The sequence below is a fragment of the Gordonia asplenii genome (assembly GCF_012933505.1).
Classification (GTDB): Bacteria; Actinomycetota; Actinomycetes; order Mycobacteriales; family Mycobacteriaceae; genus Gordonia; species Gordonia asplenii.
On the sequence record NZ_JABBNB010000005.1, the window covers coordinates 235,902 to 260,785 of the forward strand.

Here is a 24,884-nt window from a genome sequence, read left to right on the forward strand (position 1 = left end):
GCCGCGCCCTGAACCCGCACAGTGCCATCGAACGCCGCACACCGGCTTATCGACGAGTCATCCGATCCTCGACGCGAACGACTGAGTAAACGCAATCAGTCAAGAGCGAAAGTCCCCACTCGAGTGGGACCGATGTCATTTTCATGACACAGTTATGGGAATCATTGAGCTAGACAACGACATTGATTGAGGATCGTGAATAGCGCACACCATTACCCTGGATCCGACGGTGAACATGCTTTGCAGCATGAACTCGGAACCACGCGACGCGCCCATAAGTTCTACAGCGATCAGATGAGTGACTCGCTCAACGACGAGATGATCGAGTTCATCGGCCGGATGGACATGGCTTTCATCGCGACGGCGGACGCCAACGGCGAGGCCGACTGTTCATTTCGCGCGGGTCCGGCCGGGTTCATCCAGGTGCTCGACGCCGGCACCATCTGCTACCCGGAGTACCGCGGCAACGGCGTCATGGCCAGCCTCGGCAACATCAGCGAGAATCCACATGTCGGCATCATGATGCTCGACTTCGTGCGGGACCGCATCGGCCTGCACATCAACGGTCGCGCGTCCATCGTCACCGACGACGAGATGCGCGCCCAGGTCCCCGACCTCCCCGAGGAGACGATTCGCGGCCGCATCCCCGACGTCTGGGTGCGCGTCGACGTTCACGAGGCCTACATTCACTGCCGCAAGCACATCCCCGCGCTGGTGCCGGCAGCGTCCATCGACCGCGCTTGGGGCACCGACAACCCGGCACGTAAGGGCGGCGACTACTTCGGCGTGACGGCGCAACGCAAAGCCGAACGCGACGAGGTCGACGAAGCCGGTTAAGTCGCGGACTGTTCGACGACGCTGCGCGGTGCGAACCAGGTGAGGGCCACCGAGCCGACCATCATCACGCAGGCCAGGATGATGCAGCCCAGTTGCATCGGCTCGGTGAACGCCTGTTGTGCGCCGTGCAGGATCTGCGACGACAGCGGCTCGGGCAGCCGGCCTGCGACCTGCGTGGCCTCGGCGAGGGACTTGGAGATGTGGTCGGCCGCTTCGGCGCCGCGAGTCGGGTCGACGGCCCCGATCTGTCGACGGGCCAGCTCGGCGGTGGGCCCGATCCGATCGGAGTAGCCGGCGGCCAGCAGGCTGCCCGCGAGCGCGATGCCGATTGCCGCGCCGACTTCCCGGGACGTGTCGTTGACCGCCGACCCGACGCCCTGGTCGTCGAGCGGAGTGTTGGACATGATGGCGGTCGTCGCCGGGGCACTCGCCAATCCGATCCCCACCGCGACCACCGCGAGCAGCGAACCCAGTTGCCAGTACTGGTCGTAGTCGATGGTGCCCATCAGCAGAATGCCCAATCCGGCGATCCAGATTCCGCCACCCAGGACGAATTTGAGGGCGTCGAAACGCACCGCGATCCAGTTGCCAAGCATCGTGAACACGGCGACGCCGATGACCATCGGAAACAAGGCTACCGCCGAGCGCAGCGCCGAATAGCCGAACACGAGCTGAAGTTGTTGCAGTACAAGGTAAAAGACGCCGAAGGAGCCGAAGAACTGCAGCGCCACGGCGAGCGATCCGGCACCGAACGCCCGGTTGGTGAACAGTCGCACGTCGAGCAGGTGATGCGGCAGGCGAAGCTCGATGACGCAGAACAATGCCGCGAGCGCCGCGCCGCCGATCAGGCACAGCAGGGTCAGCGGATCGAGCCAGCCTCGGTGCGGTGCCTCGATCAGTCCGAACACGATCGCAGCGATGGCGACGATCGACGTGAGAGATCCGGCGAAGTCGAATCGTTGCGGATCGGAATCCTTCGATGATCCGATGGTCAGGCACAGCACCATCGTCAGCGCGGCCGACGCCGCGAACGTGATGAAGATCGACTCCCACGAAAAGAATTGCAGCAGAACGCCGGTCACGAAGAAGCCGGCGATCGCGCCCGCGCCCGCGACGGCCGCCCACACGCTGATGGCGATCGGTCGCTTGTTCTCGGGAACGTTCGAGGTGATCAGCGACAGCGTCGAGGGCATGATCAGTGCGGCTCCGACGCCGGCGATCAACCGAGTCCCGATCAGCTGGGTGGGACCGTCGATCCATACCGGAAGCAGCGACGCGACGGCGAATATCGCCAGGCCGACGATGAGTACGCCCCGACGGCCGTAGCGATCGCCGAGCGCACCCGCGGGCAGCAGGAGCGCGGCGAGCGCGAGCGTGTATCCGTCGATGATCCAGGTCATCTGGTTGGCGTCGGCCCCGACGGCGACCGCGATCTCCGGCAGCGCGGTGTTCAGGGCGGCCATCGCCGCGACCACCATGCTGACCGCCGCACACACGATGATCAGTAGCCACAGCGACCGTAGATCCATTCGGTCGGTCGGCTGAGCGTCGGCCGATCCGTTGATGCGCTCGGTCACCGTGGTCCGCCTTCCCGTGCGCCGAGCGCGAGCGTTCGGCGTCGAACTGTGAAAAACTTAAGACGATTTTCCGACACACCGCGCCGAAGAAGGCGAAGTGTTTCAACCTGTGTCACATTGTTCACAGGAGTAACAAACTCCAGGTCTAGCGATCCTGAACTGTGGCCGCTGTGGCCGGTACAAACTACCGAAAGTGGGAGATCATGGCTGCAAACCAGGTCACCGACTACACCCCCGCGCGAGTGCACGTGTGGCGCGTGCTTTCGATGGTGGCGGCGCTGGTCGCAATCATCGTCGGGTTGATCGTGATTGCCACCAGCGCCGCCTGACACCCGTCTTCAGCGCATCGTCGACGCGGTCTTACGCGTGCTTCTCGACGGCTGCGCCGACTCGCGGCAACGCGGCGACGACGTAGTTCTTCGCCTTGCCGCGCAGCGAGTTGTAGGCCTTTGCCAGTGCGGGTTTGGCCGACGACGCCTGAGCGTCGGTGACGGCCAGTAGTGCCTCGGCCGCGGAGTCGGAATTGGTCGACAGGTGATCGCCGAACGATGCTCCGGCGGGCTTGGAATCCCAGAACGGCGTCAAAGCGGTCACGAAGTCCGGGAGCATCTTGTCGGTGGCGCTGGCCACGACGCCCGGCTTGACCTTCTGTGCGGCGGCGTAGGCGGTCTTGACTGCCGCGCCGGATAGGCCCGACTGGTCTTTGACCTCGGCGTCGATGACACCCACCAGTTCAGTGACCACCGCATCACGATTCGTGGTGACCAGGGACTGCAGGGAATCGCTCATCTGTCGTTGCTCCTTGAAATGCGTTATGCGTCTGCGGCGCCGGTGGTTCCGACGCCGCAGATCAGGATACCGTCGCTCGTCGTACGAGGCTCAGGCGCGAGTCGCCACCACGTTGCCCAGCGCGGGTGCGCCGTCGCGCTGGAGGATCGACGCCGTCATCTTCAACTGCGAGTCCTCATCCCAGACGTCGACGATCAATGTCTCACCGGGGAACACGATGCCCGCGAATGTCGCAGCGTAGCCGCCGATTCGGGTCACGTCGCCGTCGAAGAGCTCGTCGGCGAGTGCCCGGCAGACCAGCCCGTAGGAACACAATCCGTGCAGGATCGGGCGGGGGAATCCGGCGGCCTTCGCGAACGCGGGGCTCGAATGCAGCGGATTGCGGTCGCCGCACAGCCGGTACAGGAGGGCCTGGTTGGCGTGCGTGGGTATTTCGATGCGATGGTCGGCGGTTCGATCGGGATAGCTGACGCGCGTCGACGCTCCGCGTTCGCCGCCGAATCCGCCCTCGCCCTTGGCGAAGATCGACGAGCGCTCGGTCCACAGCGGGCCGTCGGCGTCGGAGGTCACCTTCTCCGAGATGACGACCGCGGCCGAACCCTTGTCCTGCACTTCTACCACTCGAGATCGCGTCGTGGCGGTACCCGACGCCGGGATCCGACGGTGCGCGACGACCTCTTGTGAACCGTGAACCACTTTCGCGAGATCGATGTCGATGCCGGGGAACGACACCTTCGGCGCCTCGGTGACGTGGAAGGTGGCGGCGACGGTGGCGAAGCTCGGCAGCACCTTCGGGGCGACGTCGTCGATGTAGTCGAGTGCGGCCTCGTTCATCGGGTCCGCGGCCGCGCCGACGGCGAGGTTGTAGAGGGCGACGTCGCTCGCCGTCCAGGAGAAGCTCACCTCGGGCAGCTCGGCGCCGACGGCGATGCTGGGATCGATGGGCATGAGTCAGGCTCCGGTGCTGGTGGATGCGGTGGTGGTCGACGCCGTCGAGCCGTCGCCCGACGAATCCGGTGCCTTGGCGCGCGCGGCGGTGTCGAGTGCGGCCAGATAGCCGAAAACCATTGCGGGACCGATGGTTGCTCCGGGACCGGCGTAGGTGTGACCCATCACCGGTGCGCTGGTGTTGCCGGCGGCGTAGAGGCCGTCGATCACCGAGCCGTCGCCGCGCAGCGCGCGACCGGTGGCGTCGGTGTCGATGCCGCCTTTGGTGCCGAGGTCGCCGGGCACCATCTTGACCGCGTAGAACGGCCCGCGCTCGACCGGGCCGAGGCTCGGATTGGGCTTGTTGGTCGGATCGCCGTAGTAGTGGTCGTAGCCGCTGTTGCCGCGACCGAAGTCCTCGTCGACGCCCGTGCGGGCGAACTCGTTGAACCGTGCGGTGGTGGCCGCGAGCGTGTCGGCGGGCACCCCGATCTGCTCGGCCAGCGCCGCCAGCGACTCAGCCTTCACAATCACACCCGCCTTCAGCCAGCTCTTCGGCAGCGGCGCACGCGCGTTGATGCCACAGAACAGGTAGCGGTTGCGGCATCGTTGATCCATGATCATCCAGCCGGGCACGTTCTCGCCCGGGCCCTCGCCCTGACCGAAGTCGCCGCCGTACATCTGGTGGACGGCCTCGACGTAGGGCAGCGACTCGTTCATGAATCGTTCGCCGCGTTCGTTGACGATGAACGTGCCGGGCACCGATCGTTCGGACAGTGCGAACCACGGGCCGCGGGGGAGCGGAATCGTCGGGCCCCACCAGGCGTCGTCCATCAGCGAGACCGACGCACCGGCGCGAAGGCCCGCATTGATGCCGTCGCCGGTGTTCGACGCCGCGCCGGTGGTCCATTCGGTGCCGATCGGGTGGCGCTGGTACTGCCGGCGCATCTGCGCATTGTGCTCGAAGCCACCCGATCCGAGGATCACGCCGTGGCGGGCGCGAATCTCCTGCCGCTCGCCGTCGTGCTCGACGATGACGCCCCGCACCGCGCCGTCGTCGGTGATCAGGTCGACAAGCGGGCTCTCGAATCGCACGTCGACGCCGGCGTCGAGTACTCCGAGGTAGAGTTCGGCGGCCAAGGCCGCGCCCATCGCGATGAGCTTCTTATTGCGCGATTTGGCCCAGGTGAATCGCGCGGCGACCTTGACGAGCTTGCCGATGCCGCGCGGATGGCGCATGCCGACGTTGAGCCACTTGTAATCACTTTGCAGCACAACCATATTCAGCGGCGCCTTGGTGTACTGCGGGTGCAGATTCTGCAGGTGGTCGCCGAGCTTGCGCGCGTCGAACGGCTTGGGCTCGACCGAGCGCCCGCCCAGCCGGCCACCCGGTGCCTCTGGGTAGTAGTCGGAGTAGTTCTTGACCCACTCGAGCTCCAGCGGCGAATGTGCCATCAGGTAGTCGAGGGCCTCCGGGCCGCGGTCGATGTAGGCGTCGATCTTGTCCGGCGCGGCGTACTCGCCGATGATCGCATGCACATATTCGCGCGCCTTGGCGACGGTGTCGTCGACGCCGTCGCGCTTGAGTACCGAATTGTTCGGGATCCACACGCCGCCACCGGAGCGCGACGTCGAGCCGCCCCAGTACGGCGACTTCTCGATCAGAACCGTCTTGAGGCCTTGGGTCGCTGCGGTGAGCGCGGCGGACAGGCCCGCCGCGCCCGCGCCGACCACCACGACGTCGACGGTTTCGGTGTCTGTCGAGGTGGATTCGGCATCATTTGGGCTGGTCATCGGGTTTCGCCTTCCTGTTGCGTGTGGGCTCGCTCGCGAGCTGTCGGCGCCGTGTCCCGGTCAGTGGCGGAGAGGTTCCGAAAAACTAGAACACGTTATAGAATTGCCGTTGTCCGTAAGGCTATACCAAATTCCCCGCCCACAGAAAGGTGGCAGTCGATGGCAGTCAGCGACACCATCCGCGCACAGCTCGCCGCAGAACTCGCCGGCGCCGAGGCAACCGCGGTCGCCATCGATCCGCCGACGGCGGCGCATCCCGACCTCGACGCGGTCGACGCATACGAGATCCAGCTCATCAACATCCGACGCAGACTCGACGCGGGCGCGAAGATCGCCGGCCACAAGGTGGGCCTCGCGTCGGAGGCCATGCAGAAGATGATGAATGTCGACCAGCCAGACTACGGACATCTGCTCGACGACATGCAGTACTTCGAGAACACCCCGATCGACCGGTCGCGACTGTGCTACCCGCGGGTGGAGGTCGAGGTGGGTTTCATCCTCGGCGACGACCTGCCCGGCGACGGTTGCACCCGCGACGACGTGATCGCCGCGATCGAATACGTGGTCCCGTCGATCGAACTCATCGACTCGCGCATCAAAGACTGGAAGATCACGCTGCCCGACACCATCGCCGACAACGCGTCGTCGTGCGGATGGATCCTCGGTGAGCAGCGCATCGCCCTCGCCGACATCGACACCGGAAACATCGACGCCCGACTGCACCGCAACGGAGAGGTTGTCGCGCAGGGCAATTCGTCCGCGGTGCTCGGTCACCCGTTGACCGCGGTGTCGTGGTTGGCGAATACGGTGTCGAGCTTCGGCGTCCGGCTGCGCAAGGGAGATGTCATTCTGCCGGGCACCGCGACGCGAGCCATCGATATCGACTCCGGCGACCATTTCGTCGCGGAGTTCGACGGATTGGGGAGCGTGACGCTTGATTTCGTGTGAGACGGCGCCGCCCGCCGGCCACCACTTGCCTGCGAGCCACCCCACCCCACCCCACCCCACCCCGCCGGCCCGGTTGCCCGCCGCCCCATCCCGCCCAGCTCCGCCGGCCACCACTTGCCCGCCACCCCGCCCCACCCACCGCTGGTTGAGCCGGGGCGAAGCGCTAGCGAAGCCCCGAGTCGAAACCCCGTAGGCCGAACACCCCACCCCGACCCGCGGCAACCATCGACCAGCGCGAAAGCCACCCGGCATCCGACGCTCGACCGGCGTCGACGAGGACACAATGCACAATTCGAAGGAGGAAACGTGGCAGGCAAATTGACCGCCGCCATCATCGGATCCGGCAACATCGGCACCGACCTGATGTACAAGTTGGAACGTTCCGACGTGATCGCGCCGCGCTGGATGGTCGGCATCGACGCCGACAGTGACGGAATGAAGCGCGCAGCCGACCACGGGCTGATCACCATGAGCGGTGGCGCAGACGAACTGCTCGGTTCCGCCGAGCGGCCCGACCTCATTTTCGAGGCGACGTCGGCGTACGTGCACCGTGAGTACGCACCGAAATACGAGGCCGCGGGCATCACCGCCATCGACCTGACGCCCGCCGCCGTCGGGCCAGCGGTGGTTCCGCCGGCCAACCTGCGTGAACACCTCGACGCACCGAACACCAACATGATCACCTGCGGCGGCCAGGCCACCATCCCGATGGTGCACGCCGTGTCGTCGGTGGTGCCAGTACCGTACGCGGAGATCGTCGCATCGGTGGCGTCGAAGTCCGCAGGGCCGGGCACGCGCGCCAACATCGACGAATTCACCAAGACGACGTCGAAGGGCATCGAGACGATCGGCGGTGCCGACAGGGGCAAAGCCATCATCATCCTCAACCCGGCCGACCCGCCGATGATCATGCGCGACACCATCTTCTGCGCGATCCCGGCCGACTCCGACACCGATGCGATCGCCGAGTCGATTCACAAGCGGTGCAGGGAGATTCAGCAGTACGTGCCCGGCTACCGGCTCCTGCAGGACCCGCAGTTCGACGCCCCGAGCGTCATCAACGGCGGGCACGCGCGCGTGTCGATCTTCGTCGAGGTAGAAGGCGCCGGCGACTATCTCCCCCCATATGCGGGCAACCTCGACATCATGACCGCGGCGGCCACCAAGGTCGGCGAGGAAATCGCCAAGCAGAAGTTGGGAGTCTGAGCAGTGAGCACCGATTTGATGGCCGACGCCCGACCGTTCTCCGACCGACTCGACATCCGTATCACCGACTCGTCGCTGCGCGACGGCTCGCATCACAAGCGTCACCAGTTCACCGAGGACGACGTTCGAAATATCGTTGCCGCACTTGATGAATCGGGTGTCCCGGTCATCGAGGTCACCCACGGTGACGGCCTCGGCGGGTCGTCGTTCAACTACGGCTTCTCGAAAACCCCCGAACAGCAACTGATCAGGGCTGCCGCCGAGACCGCCAAGCGTGCCAAGATCGCATTCCTGATGCTTCCCGGACTCGGGACCAAAGACGACATCCGCGCCGCGCAGGACAACGGTGGCGAGATCTGTCGCATCGCGACGCACTGCACCGAGGCCGACGTCTCCATCCAGCACTTCGGCCTGGCCCGCGACCTGGGTTTGGAAACCGTCGGCTTCCTGATGATGAGCCACAGCCAGCCGCCGGAGGTGCTCGCCAAACAGGCACGCATCATGGCCGACGCCGGATGCCAGTGCGTCTACGTCGTCGACTCCGCGGGTGCGCTCGTCCTCGAGCAGGTCTCCGACCGTGTCTCGGCGCTGCGGGCCGAACTCGGCGACGACGCCCAGATCGGCTTCCACGGGCACGAGAACCTCGACATCGCGATCGCCAACTCGGTGCTCGCGGTGCGCGCGGGCGCCCAACAGATCGACGGATCGATCCGCAGATTCGGAGCCGGCGCGGGCAATACGCCCACCGAGGCTTTCGTCGGCGTCGCCGACAAGCTCGGCATCAAGACCGGCATCGACTTCATGAAGATCGCCGACGCCGCGCAGGACGTCGTCCGCCCGGTGATGCCGACCGAGTGTCTCGTCGACCGCCCGGCCATGATGATGGGCTACGCGGGCTGCTACAGCTCGTTCCTCAAGCACGCCGAGTCGCACGCGGAGAAGTACGGAGTCTCGGCGGCGGACATCCTGCTCGAAGCGGGATCACGCAAACTCGTCGGCGGACAGGAGGACCAGCTGATCGACATCGCGCTGGAACTGAAGAAGAAGGCCGACGCCGACGCGGGGATCTGAGTCGGCCCCTACCGTTTGAACCTCTGCTGGAACTGTTCGTCGTTCTGCCACCACAGCGCCGACGGCGGGGCTTCCGTGTCGTCTGCGTCGTCCGTCGAATCCAACTGCGCATCAACGTCTTTCGCGCGTCGGCGATCGTCGTCGGTAAAATGCCGGAACAGCACCAGCAGAAACGGCAGCCCGACGACGTCGCCGAGGATCCAGAGCACACCCGCACCGATGGTCTGATCGGTGCGGATGCTCGGCCCCCACGTCCGGTTGAGTGCCTCGTAGTGGGCGGCCGCGACCAGCGGCCCCTGCCACAGGACGATGCCGAGCACGCCGTCGCCGATCGCCTCGCCCGCGCTGATCAACAACGACAATGCCGGTGAGAAACGGCGCGGCACCGGATCGATCTGCAGCCGGACATAGAAGTAGCCGAAACCTGCGATGATCAGCCAGAACCGGGTCACGGCGTCGAGCAGGGAGTTGCCCAGCAGCGCCGGATACCAACCGGTGAGATAGATGAGCCACGGGGTGACGAGCAATATCGCGGAGGTCACCGGTGGCGACGTCATGATCCGGCCGAACCGACTGTGCAGCGCAGCGTCGACGTACTGGCCCCAGCTCGGTTGGGCAGCCAGCACCGTCAGTGGTTTGCCCAGCGCCAACCCGAACGGCGCGATCATCAGCAGCATCACGACTTGCAGCGCTCGAACCCAGAACAGGGTGTCGGAGTAAACGCCGACGAAGCTGATTCCAGACAGCAACCACACGCCGCAGCCGAGGCCGAGGAACACCGCTGCCGGACCCCGCCCGACGTCGGACCGGCGTCGGAGATACAGATACGCCGCCGCGACGACGAGGACCGCGACGAGTGTCGCCGGGTCGGCGCGCCAGCTGCTCAGCGCGGAGGAAAACGTCAGTGGCGGCAGAGCGGGGACGGCGGACACCTGACGGATTGTCGCGCGCGTCGGCTGTGGAATCGCTGAGTCCGGCGCCGATGGGTGACCGCTGCGCGGGGACAACCTGGCAAAGTGGCAGAATCGAACCCATGCCGGTGAACATTCCGCGGGATCTCCCCGCCCGCGCGATCCTCGAAGACGAGGGCATCTTCGTGATGTCCGACGAGAGGGCGCGATCCCAGGACATCCGGCCGATGCGCATCGCGATCCTGAATCTGATGCCCACCAAAGAGGCGACCGAGACGCAACTGCTGCGTGTCCTCGGCAGCACCCCGCTGCAGGTCGAGGTGACGTTGCTGCACATGGCCAGCCACGCGTCGCGCAACACCGCGCCCGAACACCTCGAGGCGTTCTACGCCACCTTCGCCGACGTCGAGGATCGTTACTTCGACGGCATGGTGGTCACCGGTGCACCCATCGAGCTGCTCGACTTCGAAGCCGTCGACTATTGGCCGGAGATGACGCAGATCCTGGACTGGAGCCGGGAGCACGTCTACTCGACGATTCACATCTGCTGGGGTGCGCAGGCGGCCCTCTACCGCCACTACGGCGTGCCGAAGTATGAACTGCCGCAGAAGCTTTCGGGTGTCTTCGACCATCGGGTACTGCGGCCCGACTCCGCACTGCTGCGCGGCTTCGACGAGCGCTTCCGGGCGCCGCACTCGCGGCACACCGACGTCCACGCTGCCGACATCGCCGCGACCGGGGCCGTCGACATCCTCGCGACGAGCGACGAGGCAGGCGTTCTGCTCGCCGCGACCCCCGACAACCGGCAGGTGTTCATCACCGGGCATCCCGAGTACGACCGCGACACGTTGTCGCGCGAGTATCGACGCGATCGCGACGCAGGGCTGGGAACCGCGATGCCCGCGAACTACTACCCCCACCACGACGAGACCCGAACTCCCGTCCTGAACTGGCGCAGCCACGGTGTGCTGCTATACGCGAACTGGTTGAATCATTGTGTATATCAACGGGTTCCGTTCGAGCAGAGCGGGACGTAGCCGACTGCTCGGCATGGATTCACCGATGGTGGACCCATTTTCGCTGGTTGAGCCTGGATCCGCCGATGGCACCCCCTCCGCTGGTTGAGCCTGGTTGAGCCTTGGTTGAGCCTGGATCTACCGGCCGAAGCGCCCCTCTGCTGGTTGAGCCGGACGAGCGCCGTGCTGAGCGAGGCGCTAGCCGAGTCCGTGTCGAAACCTCTCAGCCACAACGACTTTCGATGATGCGCGCCAACATCGGCGATGACACCCGGCAATCGAGGCGTGTGCACCCTACGGGTGCACACGCCTCGATGTCCGATACCATCACAGTTCGACAAGTGCGCTGACATCAAATGCATTGTGGTACAGGGGTTTCGACACGCTCGTCGCTAGCGCTCCTCGCGGCTCAACCAGCAGATGCAGTGCCCGGACCGGTGAAACCAGGCTCAACCAACGGAGGGGCCCGCCGTCGGTGATCGACGCTCAACCAGCGGAGGGGCCTGCCGTCGGTGATCGAGGCTCAACCAGCGGAGGGGCCTGCCATCGGTGATCGAGGCTCGGTCGACAGGGGAGTGGGCGCGTCGTAGCCGACCGTCATGCCCGAGCGGTGACCAGCCAGCACGCGCCCGGATGCGCAAGCCTTGCCGTCGACGACGTGGGTGCGCAACTCGGCTCGAAGGTCGTCGAGCAGGGCCGCCCAACCCTCCTCGCCGAGTCGCGGGCGCAACTGCGCCGCAGCGACACGACCCGATGCCAGCCCGAGAACGATCGTCAGGCGTTCTTCGACGCCGTCGCCGTCCTCGCTGTAGAAACAGTCGAAGTCCAGCGGTGCCACGTCGACGTCGGACCAACCTGCGGCACCGAGGAATTCGTGGACGTAGCTCGGCTCGGCGAAGGCCATCGGACCCGGCGCACGGGGACCGGGCGTCGGCGGCGGATCGGTCATCAGGTCGAGCAGTGTGGTGGTGCCCAACGTGAACGTCGGGTTCTCGCTCACGTCACGCCAGCACGCGAAACTGAGCCGGGCGCCGGGCGTGCAGGCGCTGCGGATGTTCGTGAACGCGGCAGTCGGGTCGTCGAAGAACATGACGCCGTATCGGGAGACGACTCGATCGAAGGTCGGGCCCGGGGCGATCGCCAGGAGGTCGTCGGTCTGCGCGTCAGCGATGCCGACGGTCGCGTCGGGCACGCGGGCCGATGCGGCGGCGACCATCACCGGCGAAATGTCGACGCCGACCGGGACGGCCCCGACGTCGATCGCGGCGAGGAGCAGAGTTCCTGTGCCACAACCGATGTCGAGGACCCGTTGGCCAGGAGCGAGTGCTGCGGCGGCGACGACGGCAGACGTGACCGGCTGGTAGGTGAAGTCGAAGATCTGCTCGTTCTCCACCCAACCGGCCGCGCCCTGAGTCCAGTTCTGCCGCATCTGCTCGTTGACCATGGCGATGACGCTACATACCGGCCGGCGGCTTGCCGAGACAGATCGCGGCACCCATCGGGTCCTTGAAGGACGCCAGCGTGCCCCACGGCGTCTCCTCGCCGGGCATCAAGACCTCGCCGCCGAGTTCGGTCACCTTGGCAAGGGTGGCCGCGACGTCGTCGACGGTGATGTAGACCTGCCAGAACGAGGGGTGGCCGTCGCCGAACATCCCGGCCGCGGCCATGATGCCGGCGACGCTCTCCTCCGACCCGGCTGGGAAGACCTCCGAATAGTGGTCGGGGCCAACGGAATCCGGGTCGCCGCCGGTGCCGACCTCGTTGAGCCGCCAGCCCAGGGTCTGCTGGTAGAACGCCGTCGACGCCGGGTAGTCCATGCTCATCTCGTCGAACCAGTAGGGGGTGCCGTGGGTGCCGCGTTCGGTGAAACCGGCGTGGGTGCCGGGCTGCCAGAATCCGTACGCGGCGCCTGCCGGGTCGGCGAGGACGGCCATCACACCGAGATCCCCGACGGGCATCGCGGGGACGATGACGGTGGCGCCCGCTGCGGCGGCGGTCTCGACCGCTGCGGCCGCGTCGTCGGCCTTGAAGTAGACCGACCAGACGTCGGCGGGGCCGGTCGGGTCCATCGGCGGCGCCAGTCCGGCGACGAGGCGGCCGTTGGCCGAGAAGTTTTGGTAGCCGCCGAACTCCGCGGCGGGTTCGGTTGCCTCCCAACCGAACAGGTCGCCGTAGAACGTTGCGGCACGCGCGGGGTCGGAGCTCATCAGGTCGAACCAGACGGGCGCGCCGGTCGCGGCGATGTAGTCAGGCATTGGAGGTCCTTTCGAAGTGGGCGATCACGAGTACAGACTGGGCAGGCGGACAGAAGTCATCGTGGACGAACCGATGATTTGCGGACACCGTAAGTCTGCCCCGGGAAGGCGGCAGGAGTGCACGCATCGCTGTTATCGGTGGCGGCTTACGCGACCGCATCGTCGGATCGGTGCGGGCCGACTTGTCGGTCGCCCACGATGGCCTGATCTGTGGGGTAGGTGTCCTGGACGTCACGCGATCCGGGCCTGAGACTGGGTGATGTGAAGAAGAACGTGGTCATCGTCGGGTATCCGGGCGTGCAGGCGCTTGACGTCGTCGGGCCGTTCGATGTGCTGTCGGGGGCGACGTTGCGCCTCGACGTCGACGCCGCGCGTACAGGCCGTGCCGCAACCGGCGGATACTCGATCACGTTGGCAAGCATCGACGGCGGCGCCGTGTCCGCTGGGCGGGGGCTGGAGTTCGCCGCGGCGTCGCTGTCCGACGTCGCTGAACCGATCGACACGGTCATCATTCCCGGTGGATACGGCATGGACGCCGCGCGTGGCACGTCGGAACTGATCTGCTGGCTGCGGCGGTCGTCGGCGCGACGCGTCGTCACCGTCTGTACGGGATCATTCATCGCCGCGCAGGCCGGACTCCTCGACGGGTGCACGGCGACGACACATTGGGCGTGGGCGGGGCGGATGGCCGATGAGTTCCCCGCGGTCGACGTCGATCCCGACCCGATCTTCGTGCGCAGTTCTGAACGCGTGTGGACCTCGGCGGGGGTGAGCGCGGGCATCGACCTGTGCCTGGCCCTGGTCGAGGATGATTACGGTACCCGCGTCGCGCAGACCGTGGCACGTGGACTGGTTCTTTCCCTTCGCCGGTCCGGTGGCCAAACGCAGTTCGCGCCGCCGGTCTGGATGCCGCGCGCCAGGCGCGCTCCCATTCGCGATGTCCAACATTTGATCGAGTCGAATCCCGGTGCAGCGCATAGCGTCGCGTCCCTGGCCGGGCATGCGGGGATGAGTGCGCGCCATTTCACGCGACTATTCACCGGCGAGGTGGGCGAATCGCCGGGCGTCTACGTCGAGCGCATCCGGACCGGCGCGGCACGCCGTCAGCTCACCGAGACCGAGGACACCGTCTCGGTGATCGCCGCCCGATGCGGATTCGGGTCGGCGGAGTCGTTGCGCCGCAACTTCGTCCGGCGCGTTGGTGTGTCACCCGACCAGTACCGCAAGACCTTCGCTTGAATCTCCGAGGAGCAGCACATGCAGATCGCCATCGTCGTCTATCCCGATTTCACCGCGCTCGACTTCATCGGGCCGTACGAGATTCTGCGCCAATTGCCCGACGCCGAAGTCCGCTTCGTGTGGAAGGAGACGGGGCCCGTTCGCGCCGACTCGGGCGTGCTGTTGATCGGCGCGACGCACACCTTCGACGAGACGTCGGAACCCGACGTCGTGTTGGTTCCGGGCGGTCCGGGAACGGCACCGGCCGCCCGCGACGAGGCGGTGCTGGGGTGGCTGCGCGAGGTGTCGCCGCGAGCGTCGTGGACGACGTCGGTGTGCTCGGGGTCGGTGGTGTTGGCGGCAGCCGGGCTGCTCGACGGCAAACGCGCGACGTCGCACTGGATCGCCTTGCCTGCGCTGAGGGCATTCGGGGTGACGGCGGTGGCCGACGAACGCATCGTGCGGGAGGGCACGGTCGTGACGGCCGCGGGGGTGTCGGCCGGCCTCGATCTGGCGTTGTGGCTGACCGGTGAGATCGCGGGGGAGGCCAAAGCGAAAGCGGTGCAGCTTCTCGTCGAGTACGACCCGCAGCCGCCGTTCGATTCGGGCCACATGTCTAAGGCATCCGTCGCGACCAAGGCGTCGGCGACGGCGATGATGACCGGCGACATCGTCAAGTCGCCGGACGTACTGACGGCCGGCGCACGGATGGCATGGGATCGGGCGGTCGCGAAGGTCACCGAAGGCGTAGGCGTGTGACACCCTGGAGTCCGTGCGCACGACCGACCTCCGAAAATGGTGTCCACCGATCCTTCTCGTCGGCGGGCTCGTGCTGTTCGGCCTCGCCTTCGCGACGTGGGGCGTCGGGACGCAGGGCGTGCAGCCGACTGTCACCGGCCTGGGCAAGGTCTCGGTACGGGGACTCACCGCCGACGACGTCGCCTTCCTCCAAGCCCACACCGGGCGACCGGGTCTGGTGAGTCTGGTGCTGGGCATCGTGATCGCCATCTCCGCCGTATTATCTTGGTGGCGAACAGAATTGCACCGGGTGGCCTCTGCTGTGGCCGCGATCGTCGCCCTCGCGACGGCGATCTGGGCCATGCTCACCGTCTGGTCTCTCGAGTCAAAGCTGTTCGACGCCGCGGTCAACGACGCGCTCGGCGGCGGATCGTCGGTGCTGCGGCCCGGCTGGGGGCTGATCGGGACGATCGTCGTGGCAGGCGTGTGTGCGGTGGTCGGGGTGAGTGCCGCGACGTACCTCACCGGCGAGGCGAAGGTTTAACCCCGCTCGCGGCTGGGTATACCCCTCCTGCACTGCGTCGTCCGGACGCAGAGGAGCGAGGAAGGTGACACCACTCATGATTCGGCGAATTGCACGACCGTTGTTGGGCTCGATCTTCATCTACGGCGGATATCGCACACTTCGCAATTCAGAGAGCACCGCGGCGGCCGCCGCGCCGTTGGTGGATAAGGCGACCGACGTGCTGCCTGATTCTCCCGCGGTACCGCAGGATCCGCAGGCCTGGGTCCGCATCAACGCGGGTGTGCAACTGGCGGGCGGCGTCCTGCTGGCGACCGGGAAGCTACCCAGGGTGGCATCCCTCACATTGGCCGGGTCGCTGGTACCGACCACATACGTCGAGTACCCGTTCTGGAACGAGACCGACCCCGCGGCCCGGGACGAGGCACTGACTCATTTCCTGCAGAATGTCGCGCTGCTCGGTGGGCTGCTCATCGCAGGATTCGACACCGAAGGGCGCCCGGGCGTTGTCTGGCGCACCAAGCGGGCGGCCGAACGGGTATCCGACCAGGTGTCCGGCGCGGTTTCGGCGATCATTCCGTCCGACTCGACGACGTCGGAGGTGAGCGACCGTGCCCACGACTGGGCGTCGAATGCCGAGGACTTCGCCGCGCAAGCCGCGGATCGACTGTCGGCGGCCGGCAAGGTCGCGGCCCACCGGTGGGAGGATGCGGTGGCCACCGCGTCTCCGGTGGTGTCCGACGCGGCGTCGACGGCAGCGAAACGAGCATCGGAGTTGGCGAAAGCCGCGGGCGAGCGATTCGACGTCGTCGCGCACGAGGTCGCGCAGCGGGCACCGGAGGTTGCGGCGTCGGCGGCGGACACGACGCGTCGCTACGCGCCGGTGGTAGCCGACCGGGCACACACGGCGTCGGAGAACTTCAAGGAGCGCGCTGTTCCGGTGGTGGCCGATCGGGTGCGCAACGTGCGCGAGGCGGTAGCGAACCGCTGACTAGAAGCTCACCAGTACCCATCGGGATCCGCCGCCGGTGACTCGCGGGGCAGAATCCCCTCGGCCACCGCATGGTCGATGCTCGCCGACAATCGGGGGCAAGTCGGCAGCATCGCGGGGTTGCCGCCGTCGCGCCGCACCTGGTCGAACTCGGGGCATTGTGCGCGTGCGGCGGCGTTCCACTGCACACTGGTCTGATGCGGGCCGGTCTTCTTGACCAGCAGCGTCGAATGGCATGCGCGACACTCGATTTCGCGCATGCCACCGCACAGGTAGTGCCGGCGGTCGCGGGCCGTCGCCGACGTGAGGGCGGCGAGGCGGTCCGGGTCGGCGGCGTAGTCGGGTGCTTTGGCCCACCCGCTTGCCGGGGTCATTGTCAGACCTCGGCCGTCGCGGCGGCCGCTTCCTGCGCGGCCCGTTCCTCGGCCTGCCGGGCCAGGTTCTCCTGGACTTCGATATTCCAGTTCTCCAGAGCCTTTTCGGTGTCGATCTCGTATTCGTAGCGGCCCGTCATCTCCTCGGTGACGTCGTCGACGTCGACGTAGAACTGCTCGTACCAGCGCCGCAACTGATACACCGGACCGTCCTCTTCGACGAGCAGCGGATTGTCGATGCGGGTCTTACGCTTCCAGATCTCGACGTCCTGCAGGAAACCGATCTCGACGCCCTTGGTGATCTTCGCTGCCATCTTGGCGGCTTGCTCGGTGGTCAGGCCTTCGGGAACCTTGGCCATCACCCCGTACATCAGGACGAACGAATTCGCATCGATCGGGTAGTGGCAGTTGGTGAGGATGGTCTCGACGGCGTACCCGCCGTAGTACTGGACCATCGGGTTGAGCATGTACGACGGTCCGTAATATGCCGCGATCGACTCGAGCCGGGTGTCGCCGTACGACGACGATATGCCGACGTCGGGACGGCCGTGCGAATTCATGTACTGCGCTGCGGTCTCGCCCTCGAAGACGTTCTTGAAGTAGTCCGGCAGTGCGTAGTGCACATAGAAGAAATGCGCCATGTCGACCACGTTGTCGATGATCTCGCGGCAGTTGGATCCTTCGATGACGATCTGGTTCCAGGTCCACCCGGTCCACTCGTCGGTGCCGAACTCGTCGAGTGCGGGAATGATGACGTCTTCTCCAGGCGGATTGCCCTCGGGATCGTTGTAGACGAACACCTGTCCGTTGCGAACCATCGTCGGCCACGTGCGGGTCTTGGCGAGCTTAGGCTGTCGCTTGGCGTAGGGCACCGAACCGCAGCGGCCGTTGCCCTTCCACTGCCAACCGTGGAACGGGCACGCGACGTTGTCGCCGCGCAGGACACCTTGGCTGAGATCGCCGCCCATGTGCCGGCAGTAGGCGTCGAGTACGTGGAACTCGCCGGCGGTGTCGGTCCACGCGACCAGTTTGGTGCCGAAGGCCTCGATCGAGTGCGGTTTGCCGTCGTTGAAGTCGCCGACGAGACCCAGGCAGTGCCATCCGCGAGCGAATCGGGTCGGCGGAGTGCCGGTGTCGATCTCGCGGATGTCGGATGCGTTGCTGGCTGTCATCGAAAGTCTCCCTGGTGTGAACGGAACTGATCGAGTTCGCTGGCTCAATACTAGAACACGTTACAGAAATTGGGTAGCCAACGTGTTCGAGATTCCCGAGATTGCGCTGCGTCAGGCCGATAACCAGCGATTTGACCGACTGCTCGACAGAAATGAGAACGTGTTCTAATCTGGCCTCATGCCAGTTCGCTGGCGCGAGAAGATGTGGCGCACCCACGCGCCGTACAAGGCTAGGACAAGGAGCCAAACGGATGTCCGAATTCGTGAGTGCCTCGGAGCAGGGTCAGGCTGTTCTGGAGAAGATCAACGCGCTGCTGCCGGAGATCGAACAGCGCACGCAAGAGACCGAGGACAACCGCAAAGTATCCGACGAGACCGCGGCGGCACTCGACGACGCAGGCTTCTTCAAGCTCATGCAGCCCGAACAGTGGGGCGGCTACCAGGTCGACCCGGTCACCTTCTATGAGGCCGTGCGACGCATCGGCACCGCGTGCGGATCCACCGGTTGGGTGTCGGGCATCGTCGGCATCCACAACTGGCACCTCGCCCTGTTCGATCAGCAAGCGCAGGAAGACGTATGGGGCGACGACCCGTCGGTGCGCATCTCCTCGTCGTACGCGCCGATGGGCATGGGCGAAGTGGTCGACGGCGGCTACAAGGTCAACGGTTCCTGGGCGTGGTCGTCGGGCAGCAACCTCGCCGACTGGGTGGTCGTCGGCGGTCCGGTCTTCAAAGACGGCAAGCCGGTCGACTTCGTCAGCTTCCTCATCCCGCGCTCGGACTACAACATCAAGGACGTGTGGAACGTCGTCGGTCTGCGCGGCACCAGCTCCAACACCATCGAGGTCAAGGACGCCTTCGTGCCGAGCCATCGGATGCTGTCGTTTCGCACGATGAGCGCCGGCGCGGCGCCAGGCCTCGCGCAGAACACCGCGCCGGTGTACAAAATGCCTTGGGGCACAATTCATCCCAGCACCATCTCGGCGCCGATCGTGGGCATGGCGTACGGCGCGTACAAAGCGCACGTGGAGCACCAAGGCAAGCGCGTCCGTGCCGCCTACGCGGGTGAGAAGGCGAAGGACGATCCGTTCGCCAAGGTGCGTATCGCTGAGGCGGCCAGCGACATCGATGCCGCATGGCGGCAGCTCTCGGGCAACCTGCAAGACGAATACGACCTCATCGTCGCGGGCGAAGAAGTGCCGATGGAACTGCGGCTCGCGGCGCGTCGCGATCAGGTGCGCGCCACCGGCCGCTCGATCTCGGCGATCGACCGGCTCTTCGAGAACTCCGGCGCGCACGCACTGGAGAACGGCACACCCATCCAGCGATTCTGGCGCGACGCACACGCCGGGCGCGTCCATGCCGCCAACGACGCCGAGCGCGCGTATGTGGCATATGGCAACGGCGAGTTCGGAATTCCGATCGGTGACACGATGGTCTGACCGGCTCCGCGATCGGCCGGACACCACGATCCCGCCGCGACCGGACACGAGACGTGCAGCGACGGAATTTCTTTCAGCCCCGATGAGGAAACAGCTTCGATGACTTCAGAATTCGGACCCATCCGGTCCCTCGGCTACATGCGGATCGACGCCACCGACGTGGCCGCCTGGCGGGACTATGGTCTCAAGGTGCTCGGCATGATCGAGGGAACGGGCAAAACCGAAGGCGCACTGTACCTTCGGATGGACGACTTCCCGGCACGGTTGGTGATTGTGCCGTCGGATCGCGATCATCTCGCCTGCTCGGGCTGGGAGACCGCGAATGCCGCTGGGCTGCAAGAGGTTCGGGATCGCCTTGCCGCGGCGGGCGTCGAGTATCGCGAGGGTACGGCGCAGGAGCGGGCCGACCGGTGCGTCGACGAACTGGTCGTGTTCGCCGACCCCACCGGCAATGTCTTGGAAGCGTTTCACGGTGCGGCACTTCAACATCGGCGCATCGTCAGCCCGTACGGGCACAGGTTCGTCACCGGCGAGCAGGGTCTCGGCCACGTCGTACTCACCACCAGCGACGACCAGGCGACCCTCGAATTCTACCGCGACGTCCTCGGATTCCGGCTGCGCGACTCGATGAAGCTACCGCCGCAGCTGGTGGGTCGCGAAGAAGGGGACGAGCCACCGTGGCTGCGCTTCCTCGGGTGCAACCCGCGCCACCACTCGCTGGCATTCCTACCGATCCCCAACAGCACCGGAATCGTGCACCTCATGGTGGAGGTGGAGAACTCCGACGACGTCGGGCTGGCGCATGACCGTGCGTTGCGCAAGAAGGTGCCGATGTCGGCGACGCTGGGACGCCATGTCAACGACCTGATGTTGTCGTTCTACATGAAGACCCCCGGGGGATTCGACGTCGAATTCGGTTGTGAGGGACGCACAGTCGACGACAACGACTGGATTGCCCGCGAATCGACCGCGGTCAGCCTGTGGGGCCACGACTTCTCCATCGGATTCACGGGCCGATGAGTACCGCGGGCCAGCCGCGGCCCTCCGGCGTCGCGGGAGGGCCATACGGCACAACCGATTTCGACTCACGACAGTTCCGCACCGCCATGGGCCAATTCTGCAGCGGGATCACCGTGATCACCACCATCGACGCCGACGCGAACCCGGCCGGGTTCGCCTGCCAATCCTTTGCGGCCCTCTCCTTGGATCCGCCGCTGGTGCTGTTCTGCCCGATGAAGACCTCGCGCAGTTGGCCGGTGATCGAAGCGAACGGAAAGTTCGTCGTCAATGTGCTCTCGCACCGCCAGCAAGACGTCTCGGCGACGTTCGGTGCGCCGGGTGACGACAAGTTTCGTTCCATTGTGTGGGATCCGTCGCCGGCGGGTCTGCCCGTCATCCGGCATAGTCTCACCTGGGTGGAATGCGATGTCGACAACGTCGTCGACGCCGGAGACCACTACATCGTCGTGGGCCGCGCGCTGACTCTCGGCGAAGTGCTGCAAGACAAACCGCTGCTCTTCTACCGCGGCGGGTATCTGTCCACCGAGCATCCCCGGGTCACTCCGGCGCAGGCCGAGCTGGAAAACTTCCTCACCTATACCGGAGGCGACACGTGGCTGTGACCGACGCCGAATCCGCTGCGGCCGACGGGCCGCGGCCCTTGCTGACCGCACCGTTCACCGCGGCCGTCGCCGAAGCCGAAAAGCTCATCGCCTCAGCGGAATTCATCGATACCGACGCCGACCTGGCCGAGGGATACGACTATCTCGCGGGGTCCGTGTCGGCGATCCTGCAACTCTCGCGTGCACACAGCAAATCCCATCCGTACTTCGTCACGTCGACCGGTCCGTACGCCAAAATGGGCCTCGATAATCCCGACACGCTTTACTACCACGCCACCGTCGAGCCCGACGCCACCTATGTGGTGCGCGGAATACGCGGCAGCACAGTCGATCTGAGCTTTCAGGTGCTGCGCGGTGATTACACTCCCAGCGCGGTGCCGGGCGGCGACGACGCGTTCGACGACCGTCGCCTCGACATCGCCGACGACGGGACGTATGAACTGACGTTCGGTCCGGCACTCGATGACCCGCCGCCGAACTACTTCGCACTCGGCGACGGCGCGTCGATGCTCGCGGTACGCGAGGTCTACGGCGACTGGCACAGTGAGATCAAGGGCTCGGTCACCATCGAACGCGTCGACACCGTCGGCACCGCTCCCGTTGAGCCGGACGTCGCGCGGATGGCCAAACGGTATGCGATTGCGGCGAAGATGCTGACCGCGCGGGTGCACACCTGGTTCAACTTTCCGAAATGGTTCTACCTCGACGAGCCGGTCAACTCCTTTACCGCGCCCCGTCGCACGCCCGGTGGCCTGGCCACTCAATACTCGTCGGTGGGCCACTACCAACTCGCCGATGGCGAGGCGATGATCATCACCGTGCCCAAGTCGACTGCGCCCTATCAGGGTTTCCAATTGGGCAGCATGTGGTACATCTCCCTCGACTACGTCAACCACCAGACCAGCCTCAATTCGGCTCAGGCGCAAGTGGATCCGGACGGCATGATCCGGCTGGTCGTGTCCAAGGACAATCCCGGCGTGACCAACTGGATCGAGACGACGGGCCGACGCCGGGGGATCCTCCAATTCCGCTGGCAGCGCACCGACGACGCGATCGGACCCGAACTCGGCCCCACCGCGCAGGTGATCGACGTCGGCGACGTCGCCGCCCACTTGCCGTACTACGCCGACAATGTCATCGACGAGGCTGGGTGGCGGGACCGAATCACTGTGCGGCAGCGGGCATTTGCCTGGCGCATGCTCGGCTGAGCCAAGCGTCGCCGTAGGCCATACTGAAAGGAACTTGCGTGGGAATCCTGTCCGACAAGGTGGTCGTGGTCTCGGGCGTCGGCCCTGGCCTGGGACGCTCGATCTGTCTGCGCTCGGCCGCGGCGGGTGCGACCGTGGTTCTCGCGGCGCGCACCGAGTCACGTCTGGTCGACATCGCCGCCGAGGTACAGGCGATCGGGGAAAAGACGTTGGTGGTACCCACCGACATCACCGACGACGCCGCGGTCGACGATCTCGTCGCGCGGACGATCGAGGAATTCGGTCAGGTCGACGTGGTGGTCAACAACGCGTTCGCGCTGCCGTCGATGAGACCGTTGGCGCGCACCGATTTCGATCAGATCGCCACAAGCATCGATCTGACGGTGCTCGGCACGCTGCGGGTGATCAAGGCGTTCACCGACGCGCTGTCGGAGCGCAGGGGCGCCATCGTCAACATCAACTCGATGGTCATCCGGCATTCCGAACCGCGCTACGGCAGCTACAAGCTCACCAAGTCGGCACTGTTGGCCATGTCGCAGTCGTTGGCAACTGAGTTGGGTGACAAAGGGATTCGCGTCAACAGCGTCGCCCCCGGGTATATCTGGGACGACCAGCTCAAGTGGTACTTCGCGGAAGTGGCCAAGAAATACGGGATCACGCCCGAACAGGTCTACGAGCAGACCGCGAGTAAGTCCGACCTCAACCGCCTGCCCGAGCCAGACGAAATCGCCGACGCCGTGGTGTTCCTGGCGTCGTCGATGGCGAGTGCGATCACCGGCCATACCCTCGACGTGAACTGCGGTGAATACCATGACTGACCTCAGTGTCCGGACCTCGGTCGGTACAGTCGACGAACTCCATGAAGCTGCCACGCGCACAACGGGATTGACAGACTTCGGCGACGACGACTATCGCGAACCACTGGGGATTCTGCTCGACGCGTACCGCGACGATGCGGAACTCACCCCGGTGGGGTCCAAGATGTTTCGCTACTTCCTCAAGGGCGCGCTCGTCGCGCGGTTGCTGAGCGAGGCGTCGTGGAAGGCCAATCCCTTCTACGTCGACGTCGAAGTCGCCAGGCCGATCTTCGTGACCGGCCTTCCGCGCACCGGAACGACGGCCCTGCACAGACTGCTGACCGCGGACCCGATGCACCAGGGGCTCCAGATGTGGCTGGCGGAGTTTCCTCAGCCGCGGCCACCGCGCGACACCTGGGTGGATAACCCCGTCTACCAGCAGATCAATGCCGGCTTCGAGAAACACCACGTCGAGAACCCCGAGTTCATGGGGGTGCACTACATGGATGCCGCCGAAGTCGAAGAATGCTGGCAGTTGCTGCGGCAGAACGTCATGTCGATCTCGTATGAGTCGCTGGCCTACCTGCCGACCTACTCGCAGTGGCTGGCCGAGCAGGACTGGACGCCCGCATACGCCCGACATCGCCGAAACTTGCAGCTCATCGGCTTGAATGAGCCAGACAAACGATGGGTGCTCAAGAACCCGAGCCACCTGTTCGCGCTCGACGCGCTGATGGCGACCTATCCCGACGCCGTTGTGGTGCAAACACACCGTGCCCCGGAGACGATCATCGCTTCGATGTGCAGTCTCGCCGAACAGGCGACGCCGGGGTGGTCGACGAAGTTCACCGGGGACGTCGTCGGCCGGGCGCAGCTCGAGTTGTGGTCGCGTGGTTTGAAGACGTACGACGAGGCGCGCTCTCGATACGATCCCGCGCAGTTCGTCGACGTCGACTTCGCCGACCTGCGCAATGATCCGTTCGGCACGGTCGAGCGGGTCTACGAGGCAGTGGGATCGACGGTGTCGCCGGCCGCCCGCGCCGAGATGGAGCGACTCGACCGGGAGAGCCGCAGCGGTGACCGTAAACCGCAGCACCGTTATGAGCTCAGCGACTACGGGCTGACCGCCGAGATGGTCGCCGAAGCGTTTGCTCGATAGCGGGTTCTGAGGCTGCAATCTGAATGTGTCCCACATCACTTGAGTTCGTTTGTCGTCTCGGTGAGCGAAAGTGGCACATGCGTATCAGGCTGACCTGCGTATTCATTCGCTAATGAACACGGTGACGTGCGGATTTGGTGTACGCGTCATCGTTGCGTAACTTATTCAACGCACCGCAGCGAGCCATGAACTCCGGTCCACAGTGATTTGGAGGGTGTGAGCGTGTCTGGTAGGGTGGTTGAGTCTCCGTGTGGGGCGCGATCGCTTCGCCGGTGGCGAGTGTGTAGTGCTCCACGGGTTGGAGTGCGA

At 65.6% G+C, this 24,884-nt stretch carries 25 protein-coding genes; 16 read left to right on the forward strand and 9 right to left on the reverse strand.

From position 1 onward, the window contains the following. The first annotated feature begins 195 nt into the window (after positions 1-195). Positions 196-837 carry a pyridoxamine 5'-phosphate oxidase family protein gene (locus HH308_RS06980; RefSeq protein WP_170193451.1) on the forward strand — a complete coding sequence of 214 codons (642 nt, stop codon included), beginning with the start codon at positions 196-198 and terminating at the stop codon, positions 835-837. Here the strand turns inward: HH308_RS06980 and HH308_RS06985 are convergent. Then, on the reverse strand, positions 834-2,366 hold the full coding sequence (locus tag HH308_RS06985; protein WP_170193492.1) for an MFS transporter: 1,533 nt from the start codon (positions 2,364-2,366) through the stop codon (positions 834-836). The two genes, HH308_RS06980 and HH308_RS06985, sit on opposite strands and share 4 nt — an antisense overlap. Before the next feature lie 251 nt (positions 2,367-2,617). Here HH308_RS06985 and HH308_RS30135 point away from each other — a divergent pair, with 251 nt between their 5' ends. Further along, entirely contained in the window at positions 2,618-2,743 is a 126-nt protein-coding gene (locus tag HH308_RS30135; RefSeq protein ID WP_281362938.1) for a hypothetical protein, read from the forward strand. A gap of 31 nt (positions 2,744-2,774) precedes the next feature. Here the strand turns inward: HH308_RS30135 and HH308_RS06990 are convergent, their stop codons facing one another. From HH308_RS06990 to kstD, 3 genes are all read right to left on the reverse strand, one after another. After that, positions 2,775-3,203, reverse strand: coding sequence for a DUF6918 family protein (locus HH308_RS06990; protein ID WP_170193452.1), 429 nt, complete (start codon positions 3,201-3,203; stop codon positions 2,775-2,777). Between the two features lie 90 nt (positions 3,204-3,293). Then, positions 3,294-4,151, reverse strand: a complete 858-nt coding sequence (gene chsH3, locus HH308_RS06995) for an enoyl-CoA hydratase ChsH3 (RefSeq protein ID WP_170193453.1) — start codon at positions 4,149-4,151, stop codon at positions 3,294-3,296. Between the two features lie 3 nt (positions 4,152-4,154). Continuing rightward, positions 4,155-5,924, reverse strand: a complete 1,770-nt coding sequence (gene kstD / locus HH308_RS07000; RefSeq protein ID WP_170193454.1) for a 3-oxosteroid 1-dehydrogenase — start codon at positions 5,922-5,924, stop codon at positions 4,155-4,157. Between the two features lie 159 nt (positions 5,925-6,083). On the opposite strand from kstD, the gene HH308_RS07005 reads away from it, so the two are divergent. From HH308_RS07005 to dmpG, 3 genes are all read left to right on the forward strand, one after another. Continuing rightward, entirely contained in the window at positions 6,084-6,872 is a 789-nt protein-coding gene (locus HH308_RS07005) for a 2-keto-4-pentenoate hydratase (RefSeq protein ID WP_170193455.1), read from the forward strand. Between the two features lie 306 nt (positions 6,873-7,178). Further along, the gene (locus HH308_RS07010) at positions 7,179-8,078 is read left to right on the forward strand and encodes an acetaldehyde dehydrogenase (acetylating) (RefSeq protein ID WP_170193456.1); all 900 of its coding nucleotides are present in this window, start codon (positions 7,179-7,181) and stop codon (positions 8,076-8,078) included. A gap of 18 nt (positions 8,079-8,096) precedes the next feature. After that, on the forward strand, positions 8,097-9,149 hold the full coding sequence (gene dmpG, locus HH308_RS07015; protein WP_170193493.1) for a 4-hydroxy-2-oxovalerate aldolase: 1,053 nt from the start codon (positions 8,097-8,099) through the stop codon (positions 9,147-9,149). Between the two features lie 8 nt (positions 9,150-9,157). On the opposite strand, the gene HH308_RS07020 is transcribed toward dmpG, so the two are convergent. Continuing rightward, positions 9,158-10,081 (reverse strand): cytochrome c oxidase assembly protein, encoded by a 924-nt coding sequence (locus HH308_RS07020; protein ID WP_170193457.1) that lies wholly within the window; start codon positions 10,079-10,081, stop codon positions 9,158-9,160. A gap of 101 nt (positions 10,082-10,182) precedes the next feature. Between HH308_RS07020 and metA the strand changes: the two genes are divergently transcribed. Further along, the gene (metA, locus tag HH308_RS07025) at positions 10,183-11,097 is read left to right on the forward strand and encodes a homoserine O-acetyltransferase MetA (protein WP_170193458.1); all 915 of its coding nucleotides are present in this window, start codon (positions 10,183-10,185) and stop codon (positions 11,095-11,097) included. Between the two features lie 502 nt (positions 11,098-11,599). Here the strand turns inward: metA and HH308_RS07030 are convergent. Beyond that, positions 11,600-12,520 (reverse strand): class I SAM-dependent methyltransferase, encoded by a 921-nt coding sequence (locus tag HH308_RS07030; protein WP_312870436.1) that lies wholly within the window; start codon positions 12,518-12,520, stop codon positions 11,600-11,602. Positions 12,521-12,530: 10 nt separating this feature from the next. Then, entirely contained in the window at positions 12,531-13,331 is an 801-nt protein-coding gene (locus HH308_RS07035; protein ID WP_170193459.1) for a VOC family protein, read from the reverse strand. Between the two features lie 261 nt (positions 13,332-13,592). On the opposite strand from HH308_RS07035, the gene HH308_RS07040 reads away from it, so the two are divergent. From HH308_RS07040 to HH308_RS07055, 4 genes are all read left to right on the forward strand, one after another. Continuing rightward, a complete protein-coding gene (locus HH308_RS07040) occupies positions 13,593-14,570 on the forward strand; it encodes a GlxA family transcriptional regulator (protein WP_170193460.1) in 978 nt (325 codons plus the stop codon). Between the two features lie 18 nt (positions 14,571-14,588). After that, positions 14,589-15,308 carry a DJ-1/PfpI family protein gene (locus tag HH308_RS07045; protein ID WP_170193461.1) on the forward strand — a complete coding sequence of 240 codons (720 nt, stop codon included), beginning with the start codon at positions 14,589-14,591 and terminating at the stop codon, positions 15,306-15,308. A 13-nt stretch (positions 15,309-15,321) separates the two neighbouring features. Continuing rightward, positions 15,322-15,831, forward strand: a complete 510-nt coding sequence (locus HH308_RS07050; RefSeq protein WP_170193462.1) for a hypothetical protein — start codon at positions 15,322-15,324, stop codon at positions 15,829-15,831. Positions 15,832-15,907: 76 nt separating this feature from the next. Continuing rightward, complete coding sequence (locus HH308_RS07055) at positions 15,908-16,801, forward strand: DoxX family protein (protein ID WP_170193463.1); 894 nt, start codon at positions 15,908-15,910, stop codon at positions 16,799-16,801. An 8-nt stretch (positions 16,802-16,809) separates the two neighbouring features. On the opposite strand, the gene HH308_RS07060 is transcribed toward HH308_RS07055, so the two are convergent. Beyond that, a complete protein-coding gene (locus tag HH308_RS07060; RefSeq protein WP_170193464.1) occupies positions 16,810-17,175 on the reverse strand; it encodes a hypothetical protein in 366 nt (121 codons plus the stop codon). A gap of 2 nt (positions 17,176-17,177) precedes the next feature. Continuing rightward, a complete protein-coding gene (locus HH308_RS07065) occupies positions 17,178-18,347 on the reverse strand; it encodes a 3-ketosteroid-9-alpha-monooxygenase, oxygenase component (protein WP_170193465.1) in 1,170 nt (389 codons plus the stop codon). A 251-nt stretch (positions 18,348-18,598) separates the two neighbouring features. On the opposite strand from HH308_RS07065, the gene hsaA reads away from it, so the two are divergent. The 6 genes from hsaA to HH308_RS07095 all read left to right on the forward strand — a co-directional run bounded on the left by hsaA (position 18,599) and on the right by HH308_RS07095 (position 24,575). Continuing rightward, on the forward strand, positions 18,599-19,789 hold the full coding sequence (gene hsaA, locus HH308_RS07070; protein WP_170193466.1) for a 3-hydroxy-9,10-secoandrosta-1,3,5(10)-triene-9,17-dione monooxygenase oxygenase subunit: 1,191 nt from the start codon (positions 18,599-18,601) through the stop codon (positions 19,787-19,789). 99 nt (positions 19,790-19,888) lie between these two features. Next, positions 19,889-20,809: an iron-dependent extradiol dioxygenase HsaC gene (gene hsaC, locus HH308_RS07075; protein WP_170193467.1), complete on the forward strand. Its 921-nt coding sequence runs from the start codon at positions 19,889-19,891 to the stop codon at positions 20,807-20,809. After that, positions 20,806-21,411 carry a 3-hydroxy-9,10-secoandrosta-1,3,5(10)-triene-9,17-dione monooxygenase reductase subunit gene (gene hsaB, locus HH308_RS07080; protein WP_170193468.1) on the forward strand — a complete coding sequence of 202 codons (606 nt, stop codon included), beginning with the start codon at positions 20,806-20,808 and terminating at the stop codon, positions 21,409-21,411. Before hsaC ends, hsaB begins: the two co-directional genes overlap by 4 nt. Beyond that, positions 21,402-22,619: a hypothetical protein gene (locus HH308_RS07085; protein WP_312870437.1), complete on the forward strand. Its 1,218-nt coding sequence runs from the start codon at positions 21,402-21,404 to the stop codon at positions 22,617-22,619. Before hsaB ends, HH308_RS07085 begins: the two co-directional genes overlap by 10 nt. A gap of 38 nt (positions 22,620-22,657) precedes the next feature. Continuing rightward, complete coding sequence (locus HH308_RS07090) at positions 22,658-23,437, forward strand: SDR family oxidoreductase (protein WP_170193469.1); 780 nt, start codon at positions 22,658-22,660, stop codon at positions 23,435-23,437. Next, positions 23,430-24,575, forward strand: a complete 1,146-nt coding sequence (locus HH308_RS07095) for a sulfotransferase family protein (RefSeq protein WP_170193470.1) — start codon at positions 23,430-23,432, stop codon at positions 24,573-24,575. Before HH308_RS07090 ends, HH308_RS07095 begins: the two co-directional genes overlap by 8 nt. Positions 24,576-24,884 lie beyond the last annotated feature (309 nt).